This window comes from Donghicola sp., from assembly GCF_025210255.1.
Classification (GTDB): domain Bacteria; phylum Pseudomonadota; class Alphaproteobacteria; order Rhodobacterales; family Rhodobacteraceae; genus Donghicola; species Donghicola eburneus.
In genome coordinates this window covers 45,599-71,247 of sequence record NZ_JAOARZ010000023.1, presented here as the reverse complement: position 1 = coordinate 71,247, position 25,649 = coordinate 45,599, and the positions used below count along the sequence as shown (strand labels likewise).

23 protein-coding genes are annotated in these 25,649 nt (G+C 57.6%); 9 read left to right on the top strand and 14 right to left on the bottom strand.

All coding sequences use genetic code 11. The annotated features are described in order from the left end of the window. Nucleotides 1-38: 38 nt before the first annotated feature. From N4A58_RS10690 to N4A58_RS10660, 7 genes are all read right to left on the bottom strand, one after another. Entirely contained in the window at nt 39-1,040 is a 1,002-nt protein-coding gene (locus N4A58_RS10690; protein WP_293709441.1) for an ABC transporter substrate-binding protein, read from the bottom strand. After that, the gene (locus N4A58_RS10685) at nt 1,033-3,063 is read right to left on the bottom strand and encodes an MFS transporter (RefSeq protein ID WP_293709439.1); all 2,031 of its coding nucleotides are present in this window, start codon (nt 3,061-3,063) and stop codon (nt 1,033-1,035) included. The genes N4A58_RS10690 and N4A58_RS10685 overlap by 8 nt, the downstream gene beginning before the upstream one ends. Next, on the bottom strand, nt 3,060-3,824 hold the full coding sequence (locus N4A58_RS10680) for a hypothetical protein (RefSeq protein ID WP_293709437.1): 765 nt from the start codon (nt 3,822-3,824) through the stop codon (nt 3,060-3,062). The genes N4A58_RS10685 and N4A58_RS10680 overlap by 4 nt, the downstream gene beginning before the upstream one ends. A 244-nt stretch (nt 3,825-4,068) precedes the next feature. Next, entirely contained in the window at nt 4,069-4,356 is a 288-nt protein-coding gene (locus tag N4A58_RS10675; RefSeq protein WP_293709435.1) for a PAAR domain-containing protein, read from the bottom strand. Then, on the bottom strand, nt 4,356-4,925 hold the full coding sequence (locus N4A58_RS10670; protein ID WP_293709433.1) for a hypothetical protein: 570 nt from the start codon (nt 4,923-4,925) through the stop codon (nt 4,356-4,358). The genes N4A58_RS10675 and N4A58_RS10670 overlap by 1 nt, the downstream gene beginning before the upstream one ends. A 10-nt stretch (nt 4,926-4,935) precedes the next feature. Next, entirely contained in the window at nt 4,936-6,846 is a 1,911-nt protein-coding gene (locus tag N4A58_RS10665; protein ID WP_293709431.1) for a type VI secretion system Vgr family protein, read from the bottom strand. 288 nt (nt 6,847-7,134) lie between these two features. Next, nucleotides 7,135-8,148: a LacI family DNA-binding transcriptional regulator gene (locus N4A58_RS10660; protein WP_293709429.1), complete on the bottom strand. Its 1,014-nt coding sequence runs from the start codon at nt 8,146-8,148 to the stop codon at nt 7,135-7,137. 219 nt (nt 8,149-8,367) lie between these two features. Between N4A58_RS10660 and N4A58_RS10655 the strand changes: the two genes are divergently transcribed. The 7 genes from N4A58_RS10655 to N4A58_RS10625 all read left to right on the top strand — a co-directional run bounded on the left by N4A58_RS10655 (nt 8,368) and on the right by N4A58_RS10625 (nt 15,214). Continuing rightward, on the top strand, nt 8,368-9,351 hold the full coding sequence (locus N4A58_RS10655; protein WP_293709427.1) for a substrate-binding domain-containing protein: 984 nt from the start codon (nt 8,368-8,370) through the stop codon (nt 9,349-9,351). Between the two features lie 74 nt (nt 9,352-9,425). Next, entirely contained in the window at nt 9,426-10,931 is a 1,506-nt protein-coding gene (locus N4A58_RS10650) for a sugar ABC transporter ATP-binding protein (protein ID WP_293709425.1), read from the top strand. Beyond that, a complete protein-coding gene (locus N4A58_RS10645) occupies nt 10,924-11,916 on the top strand; it encodes an ABC transporter permease (RefSeq protein WP_293709423.1) in 993 nt (330 codons plus the stop codon). The genes N4A58_RS10650 and N4A58_RS10645 overlap by 8 nt, the downstream gene beginning before the upstream one ends. Continuing rightward, the gene (locus tag N4A58_RS10640; protein WP_293709421.1) at nt 11,913-12,923 is read left to right on the top strand and encodes an ABC transporter permease; all 1,011 of its coding nucleotides are present in this window, start codon (nt 11,913-11,915) and stop codon (nt 12,921-12,923) included. The genes N4A58_RS10645 and N4A58_RS10640 overlap by 4 nt, the downstream gene beginning before the upstream one ends. Further along, nucleotides 12,924-13,772 carry a sugar phosphate isomerase/epimerase gene (locus N4A58_RS10635; protein ID WP_293709419.1) on the top strand — a complete coding sequence of 283 codons (849 nt, stop codon included), beginning with the start codon at nt 12,924-12,926 and terminating at the stop codon, nt 13,770-13,772. Further along, a complete protein-coding gene (locus N4A58_RS10630) occupies nt 13,772-14,401 on the top strand; it encodes a nucleoside/nucleotide kinase family protein (RefSeq protein ID WP_293709417.1) in 630 nt (209 codons plus the stop codon). The genes N4A58_RS10635 and N4A58_RS10630 overlap by 1 nt, the downstream gene beginning before the upstream one ends. Nucleotides 14,402-14,908: 507 nt before the next feature. After that, nucleotides 14,909-15,214 carry an H-NS histone family protein gene (locus N4A58_RS10625; RefSeq protein WP_092465068.1) on the top strand — a complete coding sequence of 102 codons (306 nt, stop codon included), beginning with the start codon at nt 14,909-14,911 and terminating at the stop codon, nt 15,212-15,214. A gap of 85 nt (nt 15,215-15,299) precedes the next feature. Here the strand turns inward: N4A58_RS10625 and N4A58_RS10620 are convergent, their stop codons facing one another. The 5 genes from N4A58_RS10620 to N4A58_RS10600 are packed head-to-tail and all read right to left on the bottom strand — an operon-like array spanning nt 15,300 to nt 20,710. Next, nucleotides 15,300-16,865: an FGGY-family carbohydrate kinase gene (locus tag N4A58_RS10620; protein ID WP_293709413.1), complete on the bottom strand. Its 1,566-nt coding sequence runs from the start codon at nt 16,863-16,865 to the stop codon at nt 15,300-15,302. A gap of 1 nt (nt 16,866) precedes the next feature. Continuing rightward, the gene (locus N4A58_RS10615) at nt 16,867-17,592 is read right to left on the bottom strand and encodes an SDR family oxidoreductase (RefSeq protein ID WP_293709411.1); all 726 of its coding nucleotides are present in this window, start codon (nt 17,590-17,592) and stop codon (nt 16,867-16,869) included. Nucleotides 17,593-17,603: 11 nt separating this feature from the next. Continuing rightward, on the bottom strand, nt 17,604-18,842 hold the full coding sequence (locus N4A58_RS10610) for a sugar ABC transporter permease (RefSeq protein ID WP_293709409.1): 1,239 nt from the start codon (nt 18,840-18,842) through the stop codon (nt 17,604-17,606). Beyond that, the gene (locus tag N4A58_RS10605; RefSeq protein WP_293709407.1) at nt 18,839-19,618 is read right to left on the bottom strand and encodes an ATP-binding cassette domain-containing protein; all 780 of its coding nucleotides are present in this window, start codon (nt 19,616-19,618) and stop codon (nt 18,839-18,841) included. The genes N4A58_RS10610 and N4A58_RS10605 overlap by 4 nt, the downstream gene beginning before the upstream one ends. Nucleotides 19,619-19,675: 57 nt before the next feature. Next, complete coding sequence (locus N4A58_RS10600; protein ID WP_293709405.1) at nt 19,676-20,710, bottom strand: sugar ABC transporter substrate-binding protein; 1,035 nt, start codon at nt 20,708-20,710, stop codon at nt 19,676-19,678. 234 nt (nt 20,711-20,944) lie between these two features. Here N4A58_RS10600 and N4A58_RS10595 point away from each other — a divergent pair, with 234 nt between their 5' ends. Together N4A58_RS10595 and N4A58_RS10590 are read left to right on the top strand one after the other, a co-directional pair. Continuing rightward, nucleotides 20,945-21,955, top strand: coding sequence for a LacI family DNA-binding transcriptional regulator (locus tag N4A58_RS10595; protein WP_293709403.1), 1,011 nt, complete (start codon nt 20,945-20,947; stop codon nt 21,953-21,955). 147 nt (nt 21,956-22,102) lie between these two features. Further along, nucleotides 22,103-23,242, top strand: a complete 1,140-nt coding sequence (locus N4A58_RS10590; protein ID WP_293709401.1) for a calcium-binding protein — start codon at nt 22,103-22,105, stop codon at nt 23,240-23,242. Nucleotides 23,243-23,402: 160 nt separating this feature from the next. On the opposite strand, the gene N4A58_RS10585 is transcribed toward N4A58_RS10590, so the two are convergent. After that, on the bottom strand, nt 23,403-24,356 hold the full coding sequence (locus N4A58_RS10585) for an SMP-30/gluconolactonase/LRE family protein (RefSeq protein WP_293709399.1): 954 nt from the start codon (nt 24,354-24,356) through the stop codon (nt 23,403-23,405). Continuing rightward, nucleotides 24,353-25,645: a TRAP transporter large permease gene (locus tag N4A58_RS10580; protein WP_293709397.1), complete on the bottom strand. Its 1,293-nt coding sequence runs from the start codon at nt 25,643-25,645 to the stop codon at nt 24,353-24,355. The genes N4A58_RS10585 and N4A58_RS10580 overlap by 4 nt, the downstream gene beginning before the upstream one ends. Nucleotides 25,646-25,649 lie beyond the last annotated feature (4 nt).

The following is a 25,649-nucleotide window of genomic DNA, read 5'->3' as shown; positions in this document are numbered from 1 at the left end:
ATGTGGTTTCTCCCCAGAACCGAACGGACACCGTGATGTCAGTCTTCTTTGACAACCTCGGCGATGTTGATCAGTTGAATTGGCGGATAAAGATCGAGCGCTGCGGCGGTGTCGGCGTTGATGAACACCGAGAACCGGTCGAGCGAAGCAATGGGCATCTCGGCGGGATTGGCCCCGTCGAGGAGAATTTTTCGGGCTTGGGCGGCGGCCAGTTTGCCAACGTTGGCATAGGCGTTGGCGACGGCCATCAGGGCGTCACTGTCCTGCACCATCTGCGCATAAGCGGTGAATACCGGCAGGCCCTGATCAATCGCAGCCGCGGTAAAAGCGTCGCGGTTCTCCAGATTGAAGCTGCTGGAGCCGACATAGACGGCATCCGCGCCTTGGGCGCGCAACTCTGCCATCAGTCTGGGAATCTCAGCGGGATCGGCCTTGTTCTCTTCATTCAGAGAGTATTCGAGAGCGATGACCTCGAACCCTCCATTCGGTCCGAGATTGGTTAACACTTCGGTATTCAGGGCAGAGTTTGACTCGGTCGGATCATTGATTACCCCAATCCGTTTTGGCGCGAAGTAGGACTTGAGAAGCGCAATCTGCGTTTCCTCTGGCACACGATTGCGTACCCCGGTGATCATATCACGGCCACTCTTTTCATAGCTCTCGACCACATCAGAGCGAACGGGATCTGCGACGATCATGAACAGCGCCGGGGTCTGCCCCAGCGCACTGCCGGTCCCGAATTCTTCACGTTTGCCCAAGATCCCAGTGGTGACGCTGGTGCCCCATGTTACAGCGAGATCGGGGGGCGAGGCGTTCAGTTGATCGCGTATATCGCGCAGGATCGATTTGTCCTTGGCAACGTCGATCACGTTGACCTCAACCGGCAAATCGCGGTCGGAAAAGAACCGACGAAAGCCTTCGCACGCTTCTTCGCAACCGCGCCAGACCACCATGTCGATCCGCGCAGGATTATCTGTGGTGAACTCTGCCGCGGCGGGGGCCGCTAAGGTCATCAGAAGCGCGGTGACCAGTTTACGCATCTGCCACCTCCCCTTTGGACCCAAAGAGAGAGATCAAGGCCATCACGAGACCAATCGCAGCGATGGCAACCCCGAGGACGGCTGCCGTGGTCTGGTAATCCAATCGCACGAGCATCGCAGCGACAAGAACGGGGCCAGCCACGCTTCCGATCCGCTCTGACGTGCGCAAGAGGCTCAGGGCGCTTGTTCGGGTGATGTCCGGGCTTTGTTCTGCAGCTTCCATCGCGGCGACAATCAGCGGCGCTTTGATAAAGGCATGGACCACCCCCAAAGCCGCCACTACCGCCAGCACAGCCGCCACGGAGGCACTCTGGTACAGTCCCAGCAGCACGATCCCCGACATGATGGTCGCGCCAATCACGATGGCCAGATTGCGGTTCACGCGATCCGCGAACGACGACGCTAGGGGGCTGACGGGGATGATGATGAGCGAATACAGCATCATGATCCGGCCAATTTCGGACTGCGATGCCTCTAGGCTGGCCAGATAGATGGGTACAAATAGATAGAGGAAACCGGTCAGAATGATCTTCGCCGGAATGGCGCAGAATAGGACGATCAGGACAAAGCGGCTGTTCTGGATCAGGCTGGCAATCGCGCTGCCCGCGCCTGCAGGTTTCTTGCCGCCCTGCGCGACACCCACATCGCGGCTGAGCATCATGAACCCCAAGAGACCGGCCAGCGACGCCAACCCGATCGACACGAGGAACACCGATTTATATCCCAACCAATCCGCGAGAATGCCGCCAATCGCGGTGCCGCACATGGTGGCGGCCATTAGCACGCCGACGAATATAGCCATGCCCTTGGCGCGGTTTTCTTTGGTCAGGATGGCGGCGATGTAGCTTTGGGCGCTGATAGTAATGATCGCGTAACCGATGGCCGTGATGGACCGCGCGATAACGATATCGTCTGCACTGCGCGCCAGATAGCATCCCACGTACCCCGCCAGCGCAGGCAGCAGCCCCAACAGGAACAGACGACGGTTGCCGAACCTGTCAACCAGCCCGCCTGCAAAGGGCGTGATCGCCGCGATCACGAACATGAAGCACGAGATCGGCAGGCCAACCATGATGTTTTTGTCAAAGAAATCCGAAGGCTGATAATATTCCGCCACAAAAAGCGGAAGGAAGGATTTCTGCAACTCCTCGGCCACGCAGAAGACAAACAGCGGGATGCGCGCGTCGATGATAGTCGCTTCGGACGGAGCATCGCGTCGGTCGAGGCTATAGCGTTCTGCGATTTGGTCTACGGCCCGCACGCCAGCACGACGCAGGCCCGCAACCTGCTCTGCCAGCGCTGTATTCATAGCATTCAGCTGATCGACAAAGCGTTTCGGCAGGGTGTCGCGGGACGAATTCTCGTAGACCCCCAGATCGCCCCTCGCCCGCAGGCTGATCGCCTTTTCCACTTTCCGCAAAGGTTCAGTGATACTGAAACCAGTCAGCACAACCACAATCTCGACCGCGACCAAGGTGACCGCCATCAGGATCACGATCGAGTCGAAGAAGACGCTCTGCATCTGCTCGACCACAAAGGCGGGGTTGGTATGTGCGATAACGTGGCCAACCGCTTGGCCTTCGGACATGATCTCGGCGCTCGCGAACCCTGCGCCTGTGGTTTGCCCCGTCGCGATCGCCACGATCGCAGCCAGCCCGCGCGACAGATTAGCTGCAAATCCGCCATCCTCGGCAAACGTCTTCGAAGACACAGCGCTTGCTGGACCCGTCAGGACCTCAATCTTGCTGAGTTCGGGATGCACCTCGGTAAGGTCAGCAACGAACTTGTCGACCCCGCGCAGCTTGTCGAACGGGACGCCGATGGACAACGCATACTCGACATCGTTTCGGACCTTCAGCGCGACGCTTTCGGTTTTGGCAAGAATAAAGGGCTGGAGCTGATCTTCGTACTGGGTAATCGTCGTCAGCACACTGAGCGCTGCCGCGACCAGCATTGAAAGTGCTGTCGCGAGGAAAAGGCGACGCCCAAGGCTGGCGTCGAGACCAGTGGGGGCTTTGCTCATTTCACGCCTCCATGGCTCGCGTCCAATTCGGCTTCGGCTTGCTCATACAGCGCGTTTCCAATGCTGAGGCTGGTGGCCAATTCGCTCGCTTCGCCGACGTATTCTTGCTCCACGCTGCCGCGGGTTGGTGCCGTCCCCAGCAGTCCAAAGATCGACCCCACATCACGAAAGAGGTAGACGATCAGGGGGATCAGCGTGGCGGCGACGAGCACGAAGATCAGTCCATAGTTGGAAATGAGATTTTCACGAACAGCTGCCGTGGCCGCTTGGGTTACACCTGTCGGCGCCATCAGGATCACTGCACCCATTACGATGCCAGAGGAGTCCAACAAGGTTCGACCAGAGTAAATCCACGCCCCGCGATCAATCGCGCTCTCTTGCTCCTGCACCGAGAAAACGCGCCGCAAAACAGCTTCGCGATCCTCCTCGGGCAGTCCCTCGGCGCCGGATTGCACCAACGGCTGACCCACAGGTGACACGACAATTATGCGCGATATTGTCTGATCTTTTTCGGCCTCTCGCTCAATCAAGGATTGTAGTCCCACGATCTCGTCGATGGCCAGCCCGACCTGTTCGGCACGCATGACATTAGCCTCGATCGTCGAACCAACGACCTGCATTTGAGAGGCTGTCGCCTGCCCCACCAGTGACTTGAATTTAAGGATGTTTAGGCTGAACTGCATCGCCAACATTGCCGCCACAACGAGCCATGCCGATAGCAATACTTTCAAATAGAACTCTTTGAAAAACAGCATGTTCATCGGCTACTCCGTTGGATTTTGTCACACGGGCAACCAACTAAATCATACTATTTTAACTCTATCGGGGTGCGAACGATGCACCTGCGGAATTCGAGCTTACCCCAAGTAAACTCTCGCATCTGTGATCATGTCAAGGATGGTTACGCTTATCCATACGGATAGGAATCGCGATCATTAGAATGGGACGAGACGGTTTTCTTAACAGAACTTTCACATTCCGTTTATTCTACCTGAAGATTTGTGCCTAACCGCCCACCAGAACGGTTGGACAGCCCAAAACTACGGTCCCACCATGCGCCGTGGTGTCGCCCATGCGGGCAACCGGCTTTCCACCAGCCAGAACTGTCGCGCTGCCTTTCACGATTGTTGCAGGTGGGCCAACGCAGGTACACATGCTACCGACCCCAGCCACAGGCACGTTCGCGATCAAAACCATGGGCGTCGCAAACAACGAAATTGGGCCGCCCACATGGGGTACGACCCCCGTGACCATCGGACAAACCGTCATGTCCCCAACGCGCGCAGCCAGCATCAGCGCCCCTCCTCTAAGCAGGGCCACGCACCGTCCGCCACTGCGTGACCCGTCTCACGTACGCGCTCAACAAAAGCCGCCCGCTCGTCATCCTCCAAAGGCGCCAATAACCCTACTGCGCCAAGCAGAGCTTTGGCGTGTAGGTAGGGCTGCGGCAACACCACAGGCAGATCAGGTGTGACGATGCTCCCAGAGCCGTTCCAGAACACCGCATTGCAAAGCCAGCCGAAAGGGTCTTCGGTCCCAATGGCCTCGGCTAGGTCACCACACCGCCGGCGCGCACGCTCTGTCGGCTCGTCGATCCAAGCCCGCACCGTGTTCTGCGCACTGATAGTATCGGGCGACGTCCTTGGTGCGCTCGCCAATAAAGACAATGCCCAACACAGGCCCTCTCGGGGGGGCAAAGCGTGGGCAAAGAAGTTGATCAGATCAAAAATGGTTTCGGATGTACTCAGAGCAGAAACCCCGTCGGCCGGTGTCATCTCTGGTGTGATGATGGCCGCGCCTTCCTCTGAGAGTTCAAAGCGGCTCAAGATGTCTCCGCAGGTCTCAAAGGGGATTTTTTTCATCACCGTCACCTCAGTTCACCTTGACCAGAGCGCCCTTAATCTGGGTCATCCCGCCCCCCTCGACTGAGGCCATTGCAGACCCTTTGAGCTTTGCCATCACTGATGCTTCGGCATTCAGTTGCGCGCCTTTCAAGTTCAGCGGGCCTGTGGCCTTCACCTCTCCTTGTGCCCCCGAAATCGCGAATTTGGCAGAGCCTTTGGCGGTCAATTGCGTGCTATCAAGCGTCAGCTTGCTGCCTTTGATTGTGATGCCGGAAGAGGACAGTTCAATCGAGCTTCCGCCGACCTTGAGCGTGATCTTGCTCTTCCCCGTCAAAGTGATGTTTTGCGCGTCGATCGTCAGGTCTTTGGTAATATCCACGTCCCAAGACTTCTCGACTTTGCGCGTGGCTTCGCCTTTGATCGTGGTCTTTTCGTCCTTGGTCACCGTGGTCGTGGCCGTATCCTGAACCGTAAGTTCATAATCCTTGGCCGCATTCAGCGTCAGTTTCTCTTTGTCCTGCAAATCGTCAAAGATCAGCTCGTTCGGCTTGCCCTTCAGTTTGGTGGAATAGCCGGTCTGCGTGGTGTTCGCCTTGGCGAAGGGGGGCTTGTTCTTAGCGTTGTAAATCTGGCCCGTGATCACCGGGCAATCAGGATCGCCATGCAGGAATGACACCAGCACTTCATGTCCGACCCGCGGCGTAAACTGCCCACCATAGCCCTTTCCCGCATAGGTCTCTGCGACGCTGATCCATCCCGTGGTGTCCTTGGTTTCCATGCTCTGATCCCAAAAGAATTTCACCTTCACGCGGCCCTCCGCATCACAGGCGACCTCGCCATCATTCCCACCCACAACCAGCGCGTTGTGAACCCCCGCGATGAGTGGCTTGGGTAAATAGGGCGGCAGGTAAGGCGCCTCTTTCGGCGCGGCGCGAAACGAGGTGCTAAGTCCGTTGCCACTCGCGGCAAACTCCAGATGGCTGACCACATAGCTGCCCTTCATGTCAGCATCCGCGACTTTGGACAGCTTTAGCGCTTGACCCAAGAACAGAGCAGGATGATCCGTGTTACCAGCCAAGCGGCTTTCAGACCCCTGAATTTGACGGGCGAATGTCTTGGCATCCGTTTTCACACCATCCCCGCGCTCGGCCCGGTATTCCACAACAGACGGCGTTCCGGTCATCTTGGTCTCGGTAGAGTCTGTCGGCCCGCCGAGGGCCTGCGCGGCCTTGGCAGCGTCATAACTGGTCAGACTGACCTTCCCTGTCACGATCTGCCGTCCCAATCCCAAACGATGGGCCTGAAAAAGTTTGGGATCCGCGTTTGCCGCGTCGGTCAGTTCGATCTCGCCGTTCTTGTTCGACGGAAAAGGTTTGGCAGTGTCATGCACAAGCATGGTCGCCGCTGCCGACCCATCATGAAAATAGTAAACCAGTCCATCCTCGGCCAAGAGCCGTTCTACAAAGCTCAGGTCATTCTCGTTATATTGGATACATGTCGCGCGCTTTGGCGGGGTTGCGGTGACCGAGAGTGTCGCGCGCTTCATCCCGTTCCGCTCCAGCACGTCCTTCAGAATATCGACGCTGGATTTATTCTGGTAGATGACGCTCGCACTGCTGTAAGCAAGCAAGATCAGAAAGGGCCGAACGATCAGCCGAGCGCGCTGACGCTCTGCCAGAGCATTGCCCGTGTCGGTTAAAAGTTCGACATCCGTCACTATGCCGGCAAAGGTCCGCGGCTCTACTCCGGCAGCGTTTATCGCAGGAGGCAAAGAGATCTCGGCGGGTTTGCCAATGTAATCCGTGATCTTGGCCGTCACTTCAGACAGCTCGACCTCGTATTCCGGCAAGTTCGATATCTGCTCTCGTCCCGAGAACGCATCAGCCCCCAGCTTGTCTTTACCGTCGATTGAGATGAAGGCTGCGAAGGATGTTGCCATAGTTTTGCTTGTTATGAGGACGTGGAAAACAAGCTGAACTGACAAAACCGATGGATCGGCACATCCTTACTGTGGAACGAGCCTATCGCTCTGGCAAGAGTCCAAAAGAGAGCAAAAGCGGGTCATGCTGAAGGAAAATGCCAGAGAACCTAAGCTGGGAACCTAATTTCGCAAATAATTATAATACCTTACTGTCCTAGATTCCCTAGAGTAATGCTAATCGCTCGTTTCGATTTTAATGCCGAGACCTAAACGAACCGTCCCTTGGCTCTTAGTGTGCCAGATGTCTCAAAACTCTGCTGGATATAACTCTGGCACGACTTGCTCCAGGACAGGTGGGCTGTTGTTCTCAAGCAGCCAGAAGGCACGCTCAACCAACGTCCGGTGGCGCTGGCGGACCATATGGACCGGAAAACGCAAGAGTTGTCCGAAGGGTTCGTAGTCGAAGCAACCAAAGGCGCAGGCTCGAAGCTCCGCTTCGGGCAAGCCCGCGACAAAGCGCATTGTGCCTTCGAAAACGGAGTCAGAGTTGATGAACAGCCCCCGCGGCAGACCACCAAGCTCTTCGTACAGCGACTCAATCGCGCGGGTCGCAGCATCCTTGTTGTAGGTCTCTGCGATAATCTGAGAGGCGTGCAGCGCTACGTCTTGCGCGCGCATCGCATCAGAAAACCCCTCAATCCGGTTGTAGGTCGAAGGGAGTGTACGGTCCCCACCCAGAAAATAGATTTGATCTCGTAAACCTTCGCCACTTTGGGGCGTGAGAGATGCCAGGATTTGCTCTGTCAGCATCCGTGCCCCTGCCCTGTTGTCGGTAACCACCGACGGCGCCAAGGCACAGGGTTGGTCGAGAAAGACGTGGGGGATCGCAGCATCTTGGCACTGGCGGCTTAAATCATCAGGCGCGACGCTGCCGACGAAGAAAACAGAATCAATCTGCCAATTTGTTAAATCAGAGACCACGTGGCGCTCTTCTTCTGGGTCGCGCTCGGTTGAGATAATCACTGGACAGAGATTTCGCGCACGCACTTCTTGGGAGAATGTCTGCGCGATGTTCGAGAAGAAACGGTTGTACTCAGGCACCAACAAAGCGACCAAACCGGACCGCGACGTGCGCAGAGCGCGTGCTTGGTTATTCGTCGTGTAGCCTTGTTCTCTTGCAATTTTGATGATGCGCTCAGCTGTTTTCTGAGAGATCCGACGCTTCTTCCATGTGCCATTCAGCGCCGCACTGACAGTAGATGCAGAGGCGCCTGCTTTTGCAGCGATGTCGTAGATCGTCTCTTTTTGCTTGTTTGACATCCGCCCTCAGCTCCCTGCGAACAGTTTCGAAGAATTGGTTGACAACATGCACGAAAGGGGAAATGCTTTGCAACATCGATTGTGCAAGGCGGATCGATAGAAAACCACGACGCGAGGAGACGTTGTGGATTTTTTTACCGCAAATAGCACAATCGGTTGTGCAAAAGTTGCACAGCATTTTTGCGATCGTGCGCGTGTGGCGTGCGGAGGGAGGATACTATGAAGAAATTCACTGGCTTGGTGAGCGCGCTCGCCCTGACCGTAGGCTTTGCATCTGCGTCATTCGCAGAGACAAGCATGGGTATTGTTGTCAAAATTGGCGGCATCCCGTGGTTCAATGCAATGGAAGATGGCATCAAGCGCCGCGCCGACGAATTGGGCGTAGAGGCAGAGATGATTGGTCCGGTGTCCGCAGACCCTGCCCTGCAGGTTCAAGCCATCGAAGACCTGATCGCCAAGGGCGTTGACGTGATTGGCGTCGTTCCCAACGACGAAGCGGCGCTGGAGCCTGTCCTGAAGAAAGCCCGCGACGCAGGCATCGTCGTCATCTCGCACGAAGGTCCTGGTCTTGAGAACGTGGACTGGAACTTCGAACTGGCGTCGGCCGACGGCTTTGGCGAGGCGCACGCACAGCTTTTGTCAGACAAGGTTTCCGAAAGCGGCAAATACGCAGTTTACGTTGGCTCGCTGACTGTACCGCTTCACAACGCTTGGGCGGATGCCGCAATCGCTTGGATGGAAGAAAACCGCCCCGATCTGGAGATTGTCGGCGACCGTTACGGCGTTGCTGAAAACGTTGATGACAGCCGCTCGACCGCGCTGGACCTGATCGCAGCGAACCCTGACCTAAAGGGCTTCCTCGCATTTGGTAGCCAAGGCCCCATCGGTGCAGGCCGTGCGGTGGAAGAGCGCCGAAAGACGGGCGACATCCACGTTATGGGTCCGTTCTCGCCGGGTCAGGGCCGCAAGATGATCCACTCGGGCGTTCTAACCGGTGGCTACATGTGGAACCCAGCGCAAGCAGGCGAAGTGTTCGTGACCCTTGGCAACATGCTGGCCAATGGCGAAACCGTCGAAGCTGGTGCTGACATTCCGGGTCTGGGTGTTGTCCAGCCTGACGTCGAAGCGCGTGATATCATCACCGACAACCTGCTCGAAATTAACAAAGACACTGTGGACGAACTGGCCGAAAAAGGCCTGTAATTATCGCCACAGACCCTGCGGGCGCGTAAGTGAGTGGCGCGCCCGCACCCCCTATTTTTCCCTAGAGGTGCGTTATGACAACTGCTTCGGCAGAGCGCTTTGCGCTGCGTCTTCACAAGGTATCCAAGGCCTTTGGCGGCGTGCAAGCGCTGAACAAGGTCGATTTCGAGGTCCGCGCCGGTGAGGTCCATTGTCTGGCCGGTGAAAATGGCTGCGGCAAGTCCACCTTGATCAAGGTGGTGACTGGCGTTCACCGACCTGAAAGTGCCGAGTTAGTTGAATTGTTTGGACAGCGCATTGATCGGATCACGCCCGTGCAAGCCCGTGAATTGGGCGTGTCGGTGATCTGGCAAGATTTGGCGCTGTTCCCCCATATGTCCGTAGCCGAAAACATCGCGTTTGACGATCTGGTGGGCCTGCGCCCCAAGTCGGTCCGCTATGGCGAGATGACCACCCGTGCGGGCAAAGTGCTGGAGCGGCTCGGCGTGAAGATGGAGCTTGGCGCCCCTTTGCACAGCTTGCCCATCGCACAGCGGCAGGTCGTGGCCATCGCCCGCGCGCTGATGAACGACGCCAAACTGATTTTCATGGACGAACCGACTGCGTCCCTGACCCAATCCGAAACCGATCGCCTGCTGGATATCGTCCGCAAACTCAGCGCCGAGGGGGTCGCGATTGTTTTTGTCAGCCATCGATTGGCCGAAGTGCTGGAGATCGCTGAACGTGTGACCGTGGTTCGCGACGGCAATCTGGTTGGCGTCTACCCGACCGAAGGCATGACACAGGCCCGCTTGGGCGAGTTGATGACCGGCCACCATATTGAGAACGAGGTGTCCGCCCGAGATCTGCCAGACGCCCCCATTGCATTTCAGGCCCACGGCCTGTCGCGTCATGGCGAGTTCCACGACGTTGATCTGACCATCAGAGCAGGCGAAGTCGTTGGGCTGACAGGCTTGATCGGCGCCGGCCGTACAGAACTGGCCCACGTGATGATGGGTATGCGCCGCGCCGATGGCGGGGACATGCAGCTTAACGGAGCGATTTACCGTCCGAAATCGGTCCGTGCCGCGATTGAGCAGGGCATGGCCTACGTCTCCGAAGACCGTCTGTCGCTGGGGTTGCTGCAGAAGCAATCCATTGCCGACAACACCGTCATCTCCGTGCTGCGCAAGTTAACCAGCGCAACAGGGCTGATCTCTGAATCCCGCAAGGCCAAATTGGTCCGGCACTGGATCAAGGAACTCGGGGTCAAAATTGGCGCGCCCGAGGACCCGATCTCGACGTTGTCAGGTGGCAACCAGCAAAAAGTCGTCTTGGCAAAATGGCTCGCGACCGATCCCAAGCTCTTGATCCTCGACAGTCCGACGGTGGGCGTCGACGTGGGTGCGCGCGCGGGGATTTTCCGCATTGTGCGACAACTGGCAGACGAAGGTTTGGCGATCCTGCTAATCTCGGACGAAGTGACCGAGGTCATGCACAACTCGGACCGCATCCTGCACATGGCCGACGGCTGCATCCAGCAGGAATACGACCCGCGCACCATCTCGGTGCCGCAACTGGAGGAACGGATCTATGCGTGACCTCATGAAATCCTACACCATCGAAGTGCGCCTGGCGGTCGTGTTGGCTCTGATATGTGTGGGCCTGTCTATAGCCGCGCCGCAATTTGCCACCCTGCCCAACGCCACCAGCCTGCTGAACAACAGCGCGGTGAACCTGATCTGGGCCGTAGGCCTTTTGGTGGTACTGATCGCGGGCGGGATCGACATCTCTTTCGCGGTGGCCTCGTCCGTCGTGCAATACGTCGCGGCCAAGATGTTGATGGCAGTCGGCGGCGGCAACTGGCTGCTTGGCTTTCTGTTTTGCGGCTCGCTCGGCATCCTCCTTGGTCTTTTGAACGCCTGGCTGATCCACGGTTTTCGCATCATCTCGATCGTAGTGACGATCGCTACCTTCAATGCCTTCTTTGGACTGCTCATGTTCTTTTCCGGAGGGCGGAATATCTACAACCTGCCGGATTGGTGGACCGCGCGCATTTTTATCTTCGAGCACGAGAATGCCCAAGGCGTCTGGTCCGAACTCACCCTATCCGTTGCTGTGATGATCGGCTGCGTGGTCGCCACATGGGCATTGATCCGGCGTACCAATATTGGCCGGCAGCTCTACGCATTTGGCGACAACCCAGAAGGCGCCCGCCGCGCCGGCGTAAACATCGCCATCATGCAAGGCGTCGCCTTTGGCTGGATGGGTCTAATGGCCGGGATCGCGGGCCTGTGTCAGGTCAACATAGTGAAAGAGGTCGTGCCGAACGCCCTTTATGGCCGTGAACTCGACGTCTTGGCCGCAGTCGTCCTTGGCGGAGCGCGTCTGGGTGGGGGCAAAGGCACCATTCTGGGCTGCGTCTTGGGTGTCATGTTCGTGGCCATCACACAGAACGGTTTGAACTTGCTGGGTGTTTCGCCTTTTGCATTCCAGATGATCATCGGCGCGGCCATCCTGATCGCGATCTCCACCTCGAATATCGACCTCAGCCAAGTCCTACGCAATAAGGAGGTCCGCTCATGACCGCTCTGACAAAGCGCCTTTCGCAGCTCAAATCCGGCGCGGGAGGCGAAAACACGGGCCTTTTGCTCATGCTGGCGGTGTTGGTCCTGGTCTTCTCGTTCGCGTCGCCGCGCTTCCTGACCGGAGCCAATCTGGGGTCCATGGGCTTTCAGATGCCTCTACTAGGTCTGCTGACCTTGGCCATGCTCGCTCCTATTCTGTCGGGCGGTCTGAACTTGGCGATTGTCTACACCGCGAACATCTGCGGGCTGACGCTGGCATGGACCATCATGCAGTTCGGCGGGGCTGAGGCGGGGATCGGAGCCTTTATCCTCGGCGGCGTTCTGGCGATAATTGTCGGTGCGATTGCAGGAGCCGTTATGGGCGCTGTAGTCGCCTACGTTGGCGCGCACCCGATCCTTGTATCTTTGGCGATGATGATCTTCTTGCGCGGCCTCGGTGAGTTCCTGACCCGTGGTGGCGACATCTCTGGCTTTCCCGACTATATGCGCGTTCTTGGTCACGGCGAGTTGGCAGGCATTCCTGTCCCGCTGATCCTGTTCGGCCTGATCGCCTTTGGTTGGCACGTTCTGTTGCGCCGGACGCCACATGGGTTTTCGGTCTATATGACCGGATCGAACATGAAGGCGACCGAATACGCGGGCCTGAACGCGAAACGCACGCTGGTTCTGATCTACACCCTATCGGGCCTGCTCTGCGCCATCGCGGGCATCCTGATGGCCGCGCGTTTCAACTCGGTCCGCGTGGGTCACGGCGAGGCGATGCTGCTAATCACAGTGCTGGCCTGTTTCCTTGGGGGGATCGACCCCTTTGGCGGGCATGGACGCGTGGCCCCTGTCATCCTTGCGCTGATTATTCTTCAGGTCCTTTCATCCGGCCTGAACCTGATCGGCGCCAATCAACATCTTGCAACTGCCGTCTGGGGCCTGTTCCTGATCGCCGTCATGGTTCTGCGATCCGACCAAATCCGACAGATGGTCAACTTCTTCTCCCGAAAGGACATTTAAATGGAAGGCTTTGGCGTACACACCAGCATGTGGACCATGAATTGGGACCGCGAAGGGGCCGAACGGGCCGTCGCCGGGGCAACCCAGTATGGAGTGGATTTCATCGAAATCCCAATGCTGCAACCCGCTCAGATCGACACCGCGCATACCGCGGGCCTGCTGGAGCAGAACAACCTGCGTGCCGTCTGCTCTTTGGGTCTGCCCGAAGAGATGTGGGCCTCGGTTAACCCCGAAGGAGCGATCGACTACCTGCGTCTCGCGATCGACAAAACCAAAGCCTGCGGGGCCGAGGCTCTGTCCGGCGTGACCTTTGGCGGGATAGGTCAGCGCACCGGATCGTGGCCCACCCAAGCGGAATACGATAACATCGCCAAGGTTTTGGACGCCTCGTCTCGCTATGCCAAAGAGGTCGGCCTCCTGTTCGGGATCGAGCCAGTGAACCGCTATGAGAACCACCTGATCAACACCGGCTGGCAAGCCCGCGAAATGATCGAGCGTGTGGGTTCGGACAACATCTTTGTCCACCTCGACACCTACCACATGAATATCGAGGAAAAGGGCGCTGCCAACGGCATTCTCGATTGCCGCGACTATCTGAAGTACATCCACCTGAGCGAGAGCGACCGTGGCACCCCCGGCGAAGGCTGCTGCGACTGGGACGAGATCTTTGCGACGCTCAAGGCGATCGACTTCAAAGGGGGTCTCGCAATGGAAAGCTTCATCAACATGCCCCCCGAGATCGGTTTCGGCCTCGCGGTGTGGCGTCCCGTCGCCAAAGACCACGAGGAAGTCATGTCCAAGGGCCTGCCCTTCCTGCGCAACAAAGCTGCGCAGTACCGCCTGATTTAATGAGCACGCACATCACGATGGAGGACCTGCACGCGCAGGTCCTTCAGCTCGTTGGCGGAGATCGCTGTTTCGTCGCCGTTGCCGGCGCGCCAGGTTCTGGCAAGAGCACGACGGTCGAAACCCTGTGGGCGCAGCTGGAACGAGATGCACCCAGGCAGACCGCCATTCTGCCAATGGATGGCTTTCACTACGACGACTCTGTCCTCCATAAGATGGGTCGTCGCCCTTGGAAGGGCGCACCGGATACCTTTGACGTGGGCGGGTTGCGATCGGTTCTGCAACGTTTGAAGGCGCGGGACGAGACTGTCGCGGTGCCTGTGTTCGACCGCGCCCTCGAGATTTCACGCGGCTCTGCGCGGCTGATTGATCCAACGGCCTCGGTCATTCTGGTTGAGGGCAACTATTTGCTGCTTGACGATCAACCTTGGTCCAACTTGCATCCGCTTTTCGATCTGAAAGTAATGATCGATGTTCCCGAAGAAATCCTAACTCAGCGCCTAAAAAGCCGGTGGGAATATTTCGACCTCACAGAGGCAGAGATCTTGCAAAAGCTAGAAGGCAATGACCTGCCCAACGGCCGCACGGTTCGAGAGAAAAGTGTACCCGCTGATCTGGTGCTCATTCAGTAGAAAAGAACGCACGACCGCTCAAAATTTGACCTTGCGAAGCCGCATCCATTCCGGGTGCGGTTTTTCCATTTTTCCCTGCGTTTCTTGAGAAAATAGCGCTGCGATCCGCCTCACCGACATAGACAACAGGCACAGCCCACGTGGAGCAGAATTTTGGCGACATCACACGAAAGATTTTCGCGCACTTGTTTTCTCTTGATTGCGAATACAATTACATAATAAACAATTTAACCATTCGATTAGATAAATAGTAATCTAAGGCGGGGAAGATATACTAATTCCATTATGATATTATTTTCACAAATACAGTGGCACCAAGTAAATAAATATCATCAAGACAACAACTTAGATAAAAACGCGCTGCGATTAACCGACAGCAATTCGAATGCCCTGAATCAATTCACGCCCCCAACTTCTCGAAGGGGATGTGCGCCAAGCCAAAATGGCTTGCCATTGTAACTATCCTTGTCACTCCAAGGTTTAATTTCAAATAGTAAGAGGTTTCTCATGAACCTAGACGACATGTCTCTGAAAGAACTCAAGAAACTCCACAAAGATGTTGAAAAGGCGATTGCCACTTTTGATGATCGTCGCCGCCGCGAGGCACGCGAACGTCTGGAAGCTCAGGCCAAGGAATTGGGATTTACGCTAGGAGAGCTTCTCGACGCTCCGAAACCGAAGCAATCTGTTCTGCCGCCAAAATTCCAACATCCCGAAAACGAAAGCCTGACATGGACGGGCATGGGCCGCAAACCAAAGTGGCTCGTCCACGAACTCGAAAGCGGCAAAGAGCTATCGGACTTCGCACTCTAATTCTGCAACAACAGAAATGCCGATGGGGAAACACTAATCGGTTTCTGAAAGAGTTGTGGGGGCACAGTCGCCCCCATATTTTTTATCAGACGTCGACTGCGCGCCGCGCACTGGCTTGCAAATCTTGGTATACGGAAAACCGCGCGTTGTGGCGCGCAACAGCTGTCGGATCGGGGAGATACACGTCGCCTAGTCCGGACATTTGCGTCATGCCGTCCGTGACGCTGTCGCAGAGTTTACCCGCGACCGCGCCTAGGATTGCAGAGCCTAGCAAAACTGTTTCTTCCGCTCGCGGCGCCGAAACAGTCAAGCCAGTGGTATCCGCCAGAACCTGACGCACCAAGGCGGACCGCCCTGCCCCGCCGCTAATCACAATCTCTTTGACGTGAGTGCCTGTACGCGCTTGGGCTTCAATAATCTGCCTCAACCCGTATCCCAGTCCGCAAAGGCTGGAGAGATAAAGCGCCACGAGGCTATCTTTGCTCCGATCCATCCCAATTCCGCTGATCACGGCACGGGTATTCGGATCCGCATGAGGCGCGCGATTACCGATGGGTTCGGGCACCACATGCAAACCTTTGACCGTCCGCAGGACATCACGCCCTGCAGCCTGCTCAGCCAGCCAATCGGGCAAAGAGAGACCTGCGCTTTCCGCCAAGCTTTGGGCCTCTGGTGCGAATGGATGGTGCAAGATCAGCTCATCAATAGCGGCTCCGGCAGCGGACTGACCGCCTTCGTTCAGCCAAAGACCGGGTACCATTGCGCTGAAATAAGGCCCCCAAACGCCGGGAACGAAAGCCGGCTCCGTCGTGCTGGTCATTGTACAAGACGACGTTCCGAACACATAGGCCAAGCGATCTTGGGGCGCGTCACACACCGAACCGATCCCGCCAGCATGTGCATCGATCAGGCCTGCGCCAACGGGGATGCCAGCGGGCAGCCCCATATCAGCGGCAGCCTGATCGGTCAGGCCCGTGCCCAAGGGCGTGCCAGCTTCAACAACATTCGTGCCGATCCGTTCGAACCCCTGATCCGCCAAATCGCCAAGCCCGATCGCACGGAAATAGCTCTCGTCCCAGCGCCCTTCGTGGCCCAGATAGGTCCACTTACAGGTCACAGTGCAGATCGACCGCGCCAGGTCACCCGACGCCCGCCATGTCAGGAAGTCGGTCAGGTCCATGAACTGCCACGCCTGCGCGTAGAGATCGGGCATGTTTTCCTTCAGCCATAAGAGCTTGGGCGTCTCCATTTCCGGCGAGATGCGGCCGCCCACATAGGACAGCACATCGTGACCTATGGCGTTGATCCGCTCGGCTTGATCCAAAGCACGGTGGTCCATCCAGACGATGATATTACGGTCCTCGGCAACGGGCAGCGGCGCACCGTCCTGCCCCAAGATGACCAGCGAACAGGTCGCGTCGAAACCGATCCCGCGCACGCTGGCGGGGTCCACGCCTGCTGCAGCCACCGCCGATTTCACCGCATCGCAGACCGCGTTCCAGATATCCTCGCTGGATTGCTCAACGATGCCGCCCGCGCCCTTGTGCAGGGCGATGGCGCATTTGCCAGACCCCAGCATCGCGCCAGAGAGGTCAAAGACCCCCGCCCGCGCGCTGCCGGTGCCCACGTCGATCCCGATCACACATGCCATGTCACAGATCCACGCTGTTGGGCAGCAGCACCAGATCGCGGACCACGATGCCTTTGGGACGGGTCAGCATAAAGACCAGAGCGTCCGCGACCTCTTCGGGCTGCATGAGGGATCCGTTGGCCAGCGCTTCGTCCATCTTTTCCTTAGGCCAATCGTCCAACAGCGCCGTCACCACGGGGCCCGGCAGCACCGCGCCCATGCGCACCCCGTGGGGCGCGACTTGGCGGCGGGTGGAATGCAGGAATGCCTGAACCGCGAATTTGGAAGCAGTGTAGATCGGCTCCCACACCACAGGGACGACACCGGCGACCGAAGAGGTGAACACCACATCCCCGCCTTTGCGTGCGATCATGCCCGGGAGGACTGCGTTCACACAGCGAAAGGCCGCATTGATGTTGAGGTTCAGCATCCGGTCCCACTCGTCCGGATTCCCTTCGGCCGCTGCGCCGCCGACATAAGAGCCGGCATTCGCATGGAAGATGTCGAGCGGCCCCACCAGCGCTTCGATTTGCGGGACCATGGCGCTAACCGCCGGACCGTCGAAAAGATCCAGCACCAACGGGTGGGCGTTCGGGCCGAGTTCATCGCAGAGCGTCTGTAGTTTCTCAGCGTCGCGGTCAATCAGGACGACTTTGGCACCTTCGTTCAGAAGAGCTTTGGCGCAGGCCAGACCGATGCCAGAGGCAGCGCCGGTGATGGCCGCGGTTTTGTTTTCCAATTTGGTCATGAAGCGGTTCCTTAGGCACGGCCGTGGCGGGCACGAGAGCGGCGGGCAAGGCTGTCAACGATCACGGCGATGGCCAGAACGGCACCGGTGATCATGTAGCGCAGCGAAGACGACAGGTTCAGCAGGGTCAAACCGTTGGAGATCGCTTGGATCACGATCACCCCCAGCAGAGCCGACCAAGCCGACCCGCGACCGCCGAACAGGCTGGTGCCGCCGATGACCGCTGCCGCGATGGCGTTCAGGTTCACGTCACCGGTGCCTGCTTGTTGACTGGCCGACGCCAGACGGGAAGCCGCGAAGACACCGCCCAATGCTGCCAGCGAAGAACACAGGGCAAAGGCCGATAGACGGATTTTCTGGACGCTGATGCCAGAGCGGCGCGCGGCCTCGGCGTTGCCACCCACGGCGAACATGGAGCGGCCCCATTTGGTACGGCGCAGGGCGTAGTCCAGCGCGATCACAAACAGGGTAAACGCTCCGAACATCCACGGCACACCGCGTCCGAGGTTCAGGTAGTAGACGCAGAACAGGAGGCCCGCAGTCAGCAGTCCAGCCTTGGCAAACAGGACCGAGCGGCCCGCGCTGGACAAGTTGGCTTCGCGGCGGCGGGCCATGGTTTTAAGGCCGAAGAAGACCATCAAAACACCGGGCAAGATCGCCGCCAGATAGGATACCCAGTCGGGCATGATCAGGATCTGCCCGAACTTCACCAGCGCCGAGGTGTAGGGCAAGTTGATCGAACCGGTAGACCCCAAGAGGTAAAGCTGCATCCCCAAGAGGGCCAGCAGGCCCGCAAGGGTCGCGACAAACGACGGCATCTCGAACTTGTTGCGCAGGAAGCCGTAGAGCAGACCCACCAAAGCACCAGCGAGCACCGCACCGAATACCGCCACGATCATCGGCACGCCGGAATTGACCCAGAGGACACCGACCAGAGCCGAAGAAAGCCCGCTCATGGAGCCGATGGACAGGTCAATCTCCCCCAGCAGCAGCACACAAACCACACCAAGCGAAATCAGGCCAATCGCGGCGGCATCAAATAGCAGGTTCACGAGGTTGTTCGGGGCCAAGAACACCGGATTCAGCGTAGAAAAGACGACTGAAATAACGATCAGGCCGACGATGACTGGCAGCATACCCAGATCGCCGGAACGGACACGGTCGATGAGGGCGCGCAGGGCGCCAGCGATGCCTTCGTCGTGACGGACACGGCTGTCCGCGCGGTCGAGTTGTTGGGATGCGTCGCTCATGCGCTGGCCTCCTCTTGCTTGCGGGCCATACGCTTGGAGACGCTGTTTTCAGCCGCCCCCGTGATCGCGGCCACCAATTCCTGATGGGATGTTTCGTTGGTAAAGACGCCGTTGTTCTGTCCCAGACGCAGCACGACAATACGGTCTGCGACGGCGCGGACGTCCTCCATGTTGTGGGAAATCAAAATGACCCCGTGGCCTCGGTCGCGCACACGCTCGATCAGGTTCAAAACCTCGGCAGTCTGAGCGACACCCAGAGCGGCGGTGGGTTCGTCCAGCATGATGATCTTGGGGTCCAAGAGCAGCGAGCGGGCGATGGCCACGGTCTGGCGCTGCCCCCCTGAGAGCGACGCGATGGGTTCACGAACCGATGGAATGCGCGCGGCGAGTTCCTGCAGCAGCGTCCAAGCGCGGACTTCCATCTGAACTTCGTCCAAGGACCACGGGTCTATTTCGTGTCCAAGAAAAAGATTCGACACCACATCTAGATTCTCGCACAGCGCGAGATCCTGAAAGACGGTCGCAATTCCCAGTTCCAAAGCAGTGCCGGGGCTGTCCAGCGAAACAGGTTGCCCGCACCATTCGATGGTGCCTGCGGTGGGCTGGTGGACCCCCGCCAAAACTTTGATCAGGGTGGATTTCCCTGCTCCGTTGTCGCCCACAAGAGCCACAACCTCGCCCGCGTGGACGTCGAGCTCGATATCCTGTAGCGCCGTAACGGCACCGAACTGCTTGGACACGCCACGCAGTTTCAGGATCAGATCGCCTTTGTTCATTGGTCCTCTCCTCCCCAAGGGTGGCAGGGGCAGGTGATGCCGCCCCCGCCGGATGCGTTACTCGATACCCAGTTCGGCGCAGGCGGCCGCATACTCACCCGTGCACACTTCGGCTGCGGTCTGAATGCCCGCATCAAAGATCTCTGCCTTGATGTTTTCTTGGGTCACCACGGCGGGCACGAACAGCTGCGAAGGTGTGTCGTAGAGCGTGGTCGTCGGCTCGGGCGTGCCGCCTTCGATCAGGGTCATGGCGACTTTGGCCGCCGCTTCGGCCACGATTTCCGAAGGCTTCGAGATGGTGTTGTACTGATCCCCTGCGATGATCAGCTGAAGCGCCGCGATGGTCGCGTCGTTGCCCGTGACGGGGGGCAGCGGGTCAACCCCAGCAGCCTTCATCGCGGCAATTGCGCCACCTGCAGTGCCGTCATTCGCGGCCACGATGCCTTTGATTTCACTACCAAAGCGGGTGATCTGACCAGCGGCCCATTCCTGCGCTTTGGGCGGGGCCCAATCGGGGGTGTCGAACTCGGACAGGGTTTTATAGGCCGAATTGTCCAGCGCAGAGTCGATGCCGTCGCGGATCAGGCCAGCCGCCGCATCGGTAGGCGAGCCGTTGATCTGCAGAACGCCTTCGCCATCGGCAACGCCGGTGGCTTTCAGGTGATCAACCAGCGACTGAGCAATCGCGCGGCCAATCCCTTCGTTATCGAAGGAGACGTAGAAATCAGCGGGCATGTCGGGGATCGGTCGGTCATAGGCGATGACTTTGACGTCCTGCGAATGGGCTATCTGAACCAAGGCCGCCGCAGCCGAACTGTCCACGGGGTCCAGAACGATGACTTTTGCGCCCTGCGCGATCACCGAGTTGAACTGCTGTTGTTGCAGAGCCACGTCGGCGTTGGCGTTCTGGTAGATCACGGTGCAATCGGGGCACAGCTGGTCCATGGACGCTTTGAATCCGGGGAAGTCGTGCTGCTCGTAACGGGTGGACGCTTGGTCGGGCATCAGGAACGCAACGGTGGCGGACTCGGCGGCGGCAACGGTAGCAGTCAAAGCGGCAACGGTCGCGGTAAGCATCAATTTATAAGTCATTTTATCTCCTCCATATTGGTGCGGCCCTGCGATGGAGAAGATGTCCGGCAGCACTTATCAGGCTCGCAAAACGCGAGGCCGGAGCGCCTGTGCACCGTTTACCCTCCCACAACCCTCCTCAAGGTCGCTCTTTCGGTTGAGCACGTTGTTTAGAAATTGCTCAACCGATGGAGCATGATTGCCAGCGAATTCGAAGCCTGTCAATATACTCGCAACCAAAGAAAGAGCAGCGACGTGACCGACAAGAATTCTTCAAAGAGGCCAACGATTTACGACTTGGCAGAACTTGTTGGAACGTCCCCCACTGCCGTCAGCTCTGTGTTGAATGGATCGTGGAAAAAACGTCGAATCAGCCAGAAACTCGCTGACAAAGTGCTCAAGGCTGCGCAAGAAAACGGCTACACGGTGAACATTCAGGCGAGCGTGCTGCGGCGTGAACGGTCGAATATCGTGGGAATGATCCTACCGAAATACGACAACCGCTTCTTCGGCGCGATGGCCGAAGAGTTCGAGACCCGCGCCCGCGCCGCCGGTTTATTTCCCGTAATCACCTGCACCCAACGTGATCCGGCACTGGAATTGTCAGCCGCCCGCGAGATGTTGAGCTATCAGGTGGACTACCTGATCTGCACTGGCGCGACGGACCCGGATCAGATTTCTGATCTCTGCCAAGCGGCTGGGGTAAAGACGCTGAACCTCGACTTGCCCGGGACCAAGGCGCCCTCGATCCTATCGGATAACTTCACAGCCGCCCGCGACCTGACACGGGTCATTCTGGAGGCCTGCAAAAGGGATTACGGCGTGTCTGAGCCGCTGCTGTTTATCGGTGGCCGCAAAGACGACCACAACACCCAGGAACGTCGTCGCGGGTTCCTAGAGGCGCATGCTGAACACGGCATCACGGTACCCGATGCTCTGATGATCACCGAAGGGTACGCCCCCGAAAAGGCGCGCCAAACACTGGCTGCGATCGAGCGCGTTCCCCATGGAATATTTGTGAACTCGACCATCACGCTCGAAGGCGTGGTGTTCTGGCTGCAATCCCTTCTGCCCGAACGCGCGGCCGAAATTCGCTACGGGACTTTCGACTGGGACCCCTTTGGTGCATTACTTCCACAAAACGTCGGGATGGTACGGCAGGACGTTCAAGCTCTGCTCGATCTGACATTCGAAACGATGAAGTCAGGCAAAACGGAACCCGCAATACAATTGGTGCCCTGCGCCATGGAAATGCCAGAGCTTTAAAAAAGCGGGCCACCAATCTCGAAAGTCATGTAAGAGAAACGCAGCCATAGCCTGCACTCTTTGCCCAGGCTACCGTTGTCAAACACATCGCAAAGAGAGTAGTTTCTTTAAGCGAAAACGATACCCCATCTACCATGGACATGCGCGATGCCCACAATCATTAATTTTGGACGTACACCAACCGTCATCGGATGGGATCAAAGAGCATACTTTGGCGGCCCTCACCTCGAAGACATACTCGTGGGTGATTCAAATATCACGGGTGCAAGCGCCAAAATCCTTCGCATCGAGCATAACGGACTGAATATGTTCGCGAAGATCCAAGGGTCCTTTACGTTCTCTAGCGGCGAGATGACAGATTACACGGTGAAGAAGATTACTTTCTTTTATGAAGGTGAAAAATTTCAGGTTTGGAAGGGTCTTCAGTGGGACATGGAAACGCTAGAGCCAGCCATTGATGCCTATGATTCCGGGGATGACACGGCGATCGCCGATTTTCTCGCAGGCGAGACCTTCCGATTTATTCTGGATGGTGATGCAGAGGACCCAGGTTACCAGGTTTTGACCGAAGGCAATGATCGTTACATCGCAAAGCCTGGTTCTACCTTTTTACAGGATGGCATTACCCTCTTTAGCTTTGAAGGCAACGACGTCATTGATTTGCGCGCCAGGAATGAAGACACAAGTGTCAACAGTGGTTCGGGAAATGACAAAGTTTTGCTTGGTGACGGAATGACGCTCGTCCGGTTAGGCGGTGGTCGAGACGTCATTCGCGGGGGAGATGGCGCCGATAACATTGATGGTCAGGGCGGTCGCGACAAGATCTTTGGCGCAGGCGGCGACGACGCCTACCTTGCAGGAGGCCGCGGAAACGACCGCGTGTCCGGAGGAGAGGGCAATGATGAAATCTACGACACAAAAGGTAATAACCGTTTGTTCGGAGACGAAGGTAACGACAACATCTATGGTCGCGGCTTGCTACACGGTGGAGCGGGGGACGATACCATTCGTGCTTCGTCGCGAAAAACAACCGACACCTTTGACTTCCGACTCAAGGGCGATGAGAGCTATGGTCGCGACAATATCTCTGGGAACTTCAATGAGCGCATTGGAGATATCGACCGACTGGTTTTTGATGAAGGCACCGAATTCACATATAGTGTCAATTCAAACAACATGAATCTGATTTTACGGACCACTCTGAACGGAGAAGACACCGGTGTTGTCGTTATCTCGGGCGGCGCTTTCTATACCAGCGATATTTTGGACTCTATCGAGTTTATGTGATTGGCGATTGCGCCACCTGTTAGCAGCCGGTTCAGCGAGGCGACTCTCCGTCGTTCTTTAAAATCCCCGATGCACACAGCACCGGGGCGTTTTCAATTTATATAACAGCAAATGCGGTGTCACAAACTTCGGGTAGGGCACAGAACCGAAACGGCAAATGCTAGTCCAAACATCCTGAGAACATTGGCGCCCCTTTGATCCCAAGGCTTTCAGGAAGCTCGGCCTTTAGAACACTGCCGCTGTCGCTTTCGGTTATGTAAAGAGTACGCCCCTCAGGCCCACCAAAGGCGCAATTCGTTGTGCCTAGGCCACGCGGACTACGGATCACCGCAATTGGCTGACCCAGCATATTGTGCACCCAAACCAGCCCCATGCCCGTCTGACAGACGACGACGCCGCCATCTGCGGTCAGCGCCAGCCCATCTGGACCTGCACGGCCACCAGAGAACTGAATGAACAGTCCAGCTTTGTTCACGCGGCCGCTGGGGGAGATCGGTAGCCGCCATACGGCATTCGCGCGGGTCACGGCCAGAAACAGAACGTGTTCAGCCAGATCCAGAACCAAACCGTTCGGGCTGGGAACCTTGTCTATCAGGCATTGAAGGCGGCCTGTCTCCATCTGCCATTTCCAAACGCGACCCGACGGATCTTGCAGGCCGGTCTGACCCTGGTCCGTGAAATAGAGCGCGCCGTCACGGCCGAAATGCAGATCGTTACAGCCCTTGAAGCTCTCAGTGTCCGCATCCCCAAGCGCCTTGGTCACTGTGCCCGTGTCAGGCTCCAGTTCCATGATGCCGTTCTGGTAGTCAGCGAGGAAAATCCGGCCGTCCTGATGGATTTTCAGGCCGTTGGGCTGCCCATCATATTCTGCGACCTGCGTGATGTCACCCGAAGGAGTCGCACGAAATACGCGACCAAAGGGGATATCGACAAAGTAGAGGTTGCCCACCCGATCAAAGGAGGGTCCCTCGATAAAGCTATCCGCAGGGGCACCGCGCCGGTTTTTTTCGGCCCAATAGGAGGGTTGGCCTGTGCGCCGCAACGCTGCAGGCAACTCAGTGAACACTTCGGCGTCGATGATCACAGGCTCGGGGAAGGGGTAAGTGTGCGTCATCGGTAGGTGAACTCCGGCAAGAACAGCGCGATTTGTGGGGCCGCGATCAAAAGCAACATGAATGACACGATGATCAGGAAGAAGGGCAATGTCCCCATGATGACGTCTTCGACCTTCACCTCATCCGAAGAGGACGCCACGACAAAGAGGATCACACCAAGTGGCGGCGTGAGCTGCCCTAGCTCCACCAGAATGACAACGAACACGCCAAACCAGATTGGATCGACATCCAGTGCCATCAGCGCGGGAAAAATCACCGGGACGATAATCGCGATCATCCCTAGCCCTTCCATGAAGCAGCCCAGAATAGCGAACACCACCATAATGATCAGCAAGAAGGCCAAGCGAGAGACATTTGCGTTTTCAAGCATGCCGACGAGGTCCTCACCAATGCCCGAAAGAGCGGTCGCATAGGCAAAGATCATCGACGTGAAGACAATGAACAGGATGTTCCCGCTCATGGAGGCGGTCCGCGCCAATGCATCCTTTACAAGGCCGAAAGACAGCTTCCCATAAAGGCCCGAGATCAGAATAGCGCCCACGGTTCCAACAGCACCCGCTTCGGTCGGGGTCGCAAAACCTCCGTAGATACTGCCCAAGACGATAACGATCAGCATTAGGAATGGTACGATGTCCAGCAGCGCTCGCCCCAGATCGCCCATGCTTGCCGGAGTGTCGTTCCGAGGCGCCAGTGACGGGTTTAACTTCACCCGCAAGACGATGAAGCCCATGTAGCACAGCGCCAGCAGGATACCTGGCAAGAGACCCGCTGCAAACAAGCGTGCAATCGAAGTTTCGGTGAACGTCGCGTAGATGATCATGGTGATCGACGGCGGAATAAGGATGCCAAGCGTACCGCCTGCAGCCAGCGAACCGGAGACCAGACGCTTGTTGTACCCGCGTGCCGACATTTCTGGCAGCGCCACAGTCGACATAGCTGCCGCTGTTGGGGCCGATCCGCCAGAAATCGCAGCGAAAATCCCGCTGCCAGCAATGTTTGTATGAAGCAATCCGCCCGGAAGCCGCCGCATAAACGGCGCGACCCCGTTATAAAGACGCGTCGACAGGCCAGACCCCAGCAGGATCTCGGCCATCAGAACGAACAGAGGGATCGCAGCGAGAGTAAAGCTGTTGGCCGCGCCCCAGCTCACCAGGCCAAGCGCTTTCCAGCCGCCGAACCCTTTGAGCAGCCAAATATAGGTCAGGCCAGCGCCCGCGACGGCGAATTGAACCCACATGCCGCCGAGGATCATCCCGATCAGCAGGCCAAAGGCGAGGATCGCTTCCATGGGA

Bases quoted from the DNA above. Each gene is read 5' to 3' on its own strand.
- N4A58_RS10690 (WP_293709441.1), bottom strand. From the start codon at position 1,040: ATGCGTAAACTGGTCACCGCGCTTCTGATGACCTTAGCGGCCCCCGCC.
- N4A58_RS10685 (WP_293709439.1), bottom strand. From the start codon at position 3,063: ATGAGCAAAGCCCCCACTGGTCTCGACGCCAGCCTTGGGCGTCGCCTT.
- N4A58_RS10680 (WP_293709437.1), bottom strand. From the start codon at position 3,824: ATGAACATGCTGTTTTTCAAAGAGTTCTATTTGAAAGTATTGCTATCG.
- N4A58_RS10675 (WP_293709435.1), bottom strand. From the start codon at position 4,356: ATGCTGGCTGCGCGCGTTGGGGACATGACGGTTTGTCCGATGGTCACG.
- N4A58_RS10670 (WP_293709433.1), bottom strand. From the start codon at position 4,925: ATGAAAAAAATCCCCTTTGAGACCTGCGGAGACATCTTGAGCCGCTTT.
- N4A58_RS10665 (WP_293709431.1), bottom strand. From the start codon at position 6,846: ATGGCAACATCCTTCGCAGCCTTCATCTCAATCGACGGTAAAGACAAG.
- N4A58_RS10660 (WP_293709429.1), bottom strand. From the start codon at position 8,148: ATGTCAAACAAGCAAAAAGAGACGATCTACGACATCGCTGCAAAAGCA.
- N4A58_RS10655 (WP_293709427.1), top strand. From the start codon at position 8,368: ATGAAGAAATTCACTGGCTTGGTGAGCGCGCTCGCCCTGACCGTAGGC.
- N4A58_RS10650 (WP_293709425.1), top strand. From the start codon at position 9,426: ATGACAACTGCTTCGGCAGAGCGCTTTGCGCTGCGTCTTCACAAGGTA.
- N4A58_RS10645 (WP_293709423.1), top strand. From the start codon at position 10,924: ATGCGTGACCTCATGAAATCCTACACCATCGAAGTGCGCCTGGCGGTC.
- N4A58_RS10640 (WP_293709421.1), top strand. From the start codon at position 11,913: ATGACCGCTCTGACAAAGCGCCTTTCGCAGCTCAAATCCGGCGCGGGA.
- N4A58_RS10635 (WP_293709419.1), top strand. From the start codon at position 12,924: ATGGAAGGCTTTGGCGTACACACCAGCATGTGGACCATGAATTGGGAC.
- N4A58_RS10630 (WP_293709417.1), top strand. From the start codon at position 13,772: ATGAGCACGCACATCACGATGGAGGACCTGCACGCGCAGGTCCTTCAG.
- N4A58_RS10625 (WP_092465068.1), top strand. From the start codon at position 14,909: ATGAACCTAGACGACATGTCTCTGAAAGAACTCAAGAAACTCCACAAA.
- N4A58_RS10620 (WP_293709413.1), bottom strand. From the start codon at position 16,865: ATGGCATGTGTGATCGGGATCGACGTGGGCACCGGCAGCGCGCGGGCG.
- N4A58_RS10615 (WP_293709411.1), bottom strand. From the start codon at position 17,592: ATGACCAAATTGGAAAACAAAACCGCGGCCATCACCGGCGCTGCCTCT.
- N4A58_RS10610 (WP_293709409.1), bottom strand. From the start codon at position 18,842: ATGAGCGACGCATCCCAACAACTCGACCGCGCGGACAGCCGTGTCCGT.
- N4A58_RS10605 (WP_293709407.1), bottom strand. From the start codon at position 19,618: ATGAACAAAGGCGATCTGATCCTGAAACTGCGTGGCGTGTCCAAGCAG.
- N4A58_RS10600 (WP_293709405.1), bottom strand. From the start codon at position 20,710: ATGACTTATAAATTGATGCTTACCGCGACCGTTGCCGCTTTGACTGCT.
- N4A58_RS10590 (WP_293709401.1), top strand. From the start codon at position 22,103: ATGCCCACAATCATTAATTTTGGACGTACACCAACCGTCATCGGATGG.
- N4A58_RS10585 (WP_293709399.1), bottom strand. From the start codon at position 24,356: ATGACGCACACTTACCCCTTCCCCGAGCCTGTGATCATCGACGCCGAA.
- N4A58_RS10580 (WP_293709397.1), bottom strand. From the start codon at position 25,645: ATGGAAGCGATCCTCGCCTTTGGCCTGCTGATCGGGATGATCCTCGGC.